The sequence below is a fragment of the Thermodesulfatator autotrophicus genome (assembly GCF_001642325.1).
GTDB lineage: Bacteria > Desulfobacterota > Thermodesulfobacteria > Thermodesulfobacteriales > Thermodesulfatatoraceae > Thermodesulfatator > Thermodesulfatator autotrophicus.
Genome location: NZ_LSFI01000100.1, coordinates 1 through 2,450 on the forward strand (window position 1 = coordinate 1; position 2,450 = coordinate 2,450).

General features: G+C 39.7%; 1 protein-coding gene. It reads right to left on the reverse strand.

The genetic code is table 11. The features are described 5' to 3' along the window. Positions 1-92: 92 nt before the first annotated feature. Complete coding sequence (locus TH606_RS11100; RefSeq protein ID WP_068544053.1) at positions 93-2,159, reverse strand: autotransporter family protein; 2,067 nt, start codon at positions 2,157-2,159, stop codon at positions 93-95. Positions 2,160-2,450 lie beyond the last annotated feature (291 nt).

Genomic DNA, 2,450 nt, shown 5'->3' on the forward strand with positions numbered 1-2,450 from the left:
GGGTCTTTTAAGTTATCAGGACTCACACATTAAAGTCTCCGGCAAATCAGGGGCGGTTCAGAGGGCTTAAAGCTTCCTTTTTTCTAGTTATGTTAGAAAGTATATCGGAGAACAAGTTTTCCAGTGTATGCCTCGTAATCAGAGTTAAAATCACCCCTGCCGTTGATATCAATGATCCAGCTTTTACCTAAGCTCAAGCTAACGCCTACCTGCCCTACAAAGGTTGTATCAGCGATGTCCTTTTTGAGGTGATACTGAGGTAACCCTTGCAGAAAGCTTTTAACAATAACTTCGTTGTCACCAAAGGCTTGTTCCAAGCGTAAAGAGCAATAAAGGAATCCTTTATTTTTTTCCTGGCTAAACTTTAATAAACCATTTATCCCAAAGAAAGCTTTAAAATAATCAATTCTATCGTTTTTATAATATCTATTCCAGGCATTATTGGCGGAAACTTCGGTATGGAAATCATCCGCCTGGTAAATTGTATACCCAAAACCAATCTCAGGAACAAGAATAAACTTTTCTCTTTCAATAAAAGAATAACCCATAGAAAGTTCACTATCCACTCCCCAGCTATCATATTCAGCTTTTTCTTTTAGTTCGTAGTTGGCGCCCGTAAAACCTTCGTAATCGTGATCAGTTCGGTAAAGATTAAAAAGAAATTTTACAAACCAAGTTTGAGAAAAGTAAGTTATAGAAATACCACCGAAATAGAGGTCCTGATCTTCTTTATCAGGCCCTAATACAGAGAAGTCCAAATCAAGGCGGCCAATACCACTATACATATTGGCTACCAGATTGTCGGTCAATTGCCCTCCTAGGCCCAAAGTAAAACCGTAAGCATCAGCATCAAAGCCCAGATCATCAGCTTCTACCCGTGTATAAAGAGGCATGACGAAAAGATTTGTCTGATAGGCAGAATTCATTTTTACGGGCACTGGAGTAGCAGAAGCCAGGAGTATTTTTCTGTTATCGTTCTGAGCCAGAAAGTAGGGTGCGGCCCCCAAAGGAGAAAAGGCTGTTATTGTTCTAACAAAACTGGTAGAAATAATACTGGGAGCTACCTGAGCAAGGGCAAGAGCTCTGGAATTTTTTCCTGGTACATAAGCAAATTTAACGGCAGAGTTGACACCCTTATCCTCTCCAGCCCAATTTACAGTGAGTTCTGGGTTTTTCCATCCCCTGAGAAGCTGTCCGAACTCACCTTTTACTGTGCCTTGATTATCTATAATATAGTAAGGAGTATTGAATTGAAGATTCTTTAAATCAACTAGAACAAGAAGCTTGGTGTTGTTGAGGTTAAGAACAGATTTAGAATCGACAGAGATGGGCCTTAGGCTCACATTGGTGGCATTATCAGAAGAAGGCGGAATACCAGGGGTGCCAAAGACAATGGAGAAAGTATCAGCTAGGGTGACAGTTGAGTTCTCAAGCCTGAGAGTCCTCACATTGCGGACCTTCGTTCCCTCTGAGACAAAAATCCCCACCCAGACCATTCCAGGGTTGTATAGGGTAACATTGGCCGAATCTACTATATATATCCCCACCACATCCTCTACCGTTGACCCTCCACCGGTAACCGAGGCCGTTATCGTCCCTTCATTGGAAATATAAGAATTTAAAAGGTTAGAAAATCCAACACCATATATTTCACTTATCTCCGCTCCTTTGCCTGCCGAGACCAGAGCACTAATGGAACCTTTGTTTGAAAAAGAGAATATGTTTGCTCCAAAACCTACACCTCCCACGAAACCAATGGAAACTTCAGCATTATCTCCGCTAGCATCACCAGCTATAACAGAGGCAGAGATGGTGCCTGTATTCTCAAATATATCTACACTTACCTGAAGATCGACCCCATAAATATTATTTACTCCTACAGTGAGAAAAGGAGCAGTGGCATTTCCTACAATTCCAGAGGCGTATATCTTTCCTGTTCGATTATTTTGAAATAAATCAAGGTTTGTATTATCTCCCAAAACACCTCTTACACCCCATATTGATTGATTATCTTCTTTTTCATCAGAAATTTCTATAGTTTCAGAATTAACAAAGGAAGTTTCTCCAGACGGAATCTCAAGGCCAACAACCCCCATAGCTAGAACCTTTCCTGTTAAAGCTAAAAAAGTAAGAAAAAAACAAACCAAGTTCTTTTTCATATTTTTTCCTTTTTAAATTGTTATTGAGTAAGCAAAATGTTTATCTTCTCTGCTATGCATATTCTGATAATAATCACCTTAGCCCCTATGATGGAACTAGCAGATTTTTTCTCCACTACCTTATGTCCAACCTCCTTCTTTTTAACCCTCTCTTTTAGGATAGGATAAGGGCAATACCCGAACCAACTTTTTAGGAAGCCTACTTGTAGTTCTTTAATTAACTTTAATTCTCTTGCTGCTTACTGGTGAGTTTGTATTTGTGGGTAGTATTTCAGTAATTGTGTCCGAAAA

Excerpts from the sequence above, each read along its gene's own strand:
- TH606_RS11100 (WP_068544053.1), bottom strand. The coding sequence starts at position 2,159 with ATGAAAAAGAACTTGGTTTGTTTTTTTCTTACTTTTTTAGCTTTAACA.